Genomic DNA, 883 nt, shown 5'->3' with positions numbered 1-883 from the left:
GAAATGATGAATTCTTCACGTTAAAGCTATACGCTCTACACGACAAGCGTCTACGCATTTAACGGAAGAACCAGAAAAAACGTTTTTCGTTCGTATAATAAATGTATATAAGTGATACATTGACTGTTGAAACCCGAAAGAATTATCATGGCGGTTGCCGTAATATAACAATCAAGGATTTCGTGATGTGGGCTGACGTGGCACATCCTATCATGATAGGTCTGCACAGCGAAACTTCCGAGGACGAACTGATTGACAATGTGCTGTACGACGGCGTAGAAATTCTTGAACATGCAGAAAACCAGATAGACTATTAGGGTTGCATAGGCATAAACAACGGTGACAACATCACGGTGAAGAACGTTCGCTTCGAGAACCTTACTATCAACGGTAAACTCATATCGGACGATATGCCAGGCAAACCACGATGGTACAAGACTGCCGACATGGCTAACATATACGTCAACGACCATGTAGAAGGACTGACATTCAGCAAGTAATAAAAATCAGCAATAATCCCCCAAAGTGCCGCTAACGACATTTTGGGGGATTTTTATGGGCATAAAAAAAGGGTGTGCCTCCCGACAAACCCATTTCCTAAATCTTAAAACTAACCTAAAACTAACCTTAAACCTAAAACTAACTAATAAACCATTAAAACATCTACTAAAACAATCTACTAGACTTTAAAAATCGAAATGTATGCTTATGTATTATAGTGAACAAGTGAAAAATTTGCATATAACGTACCGTGCGATTTGATGAAAGAACCTAAAAAATACTTTTCTTTCTTCTATGTGTAGAAACAAGAAAGGGGGTGTGTCAAAATTCACACCCTCTTTTAAAATATCACAAAGCCCGAACTTTCACAAGCTCGGGCTTT

2 protein-coding genes are annotated in these 883 nt (G+C 38.7%); both read left to right on the top strand.

The features are described from left to right. Nucleotides 1–101 precede the first annotated feature (101 nt). Complete coding sequence (locus tag I6E38_RS14935) at nt 102–317, top strand: hypothetical protein (RefSeq protein ID WP_235394722.1); 216 nt, start codon at nt 102–104, stop codon at nt 315–317. 36 nt (nt 318–353) lie between these two features. Beyond that, a complete protein-coding gene (locus I6E38_RS14930) occupies nt 354–500 on the top strand; it encodes a hypothetical protein (RefSeq protein ID WP_235394721.1) in 147 nt (48 codons plus the stop codon). Nucleotides 501–883 lie beyond the last annotated feature (383 nt).

This window comes from Leyella stercorea, assembly GCF_021531355.1.
Lineage (GTDB): Bacteria > Bacteroidota > Bacteroidia > Bacteroidales > Bacteroidaceae > Prevotella.
This window is presented reverse-complemented; position numbering and strand designations above follow the sequence as displayed.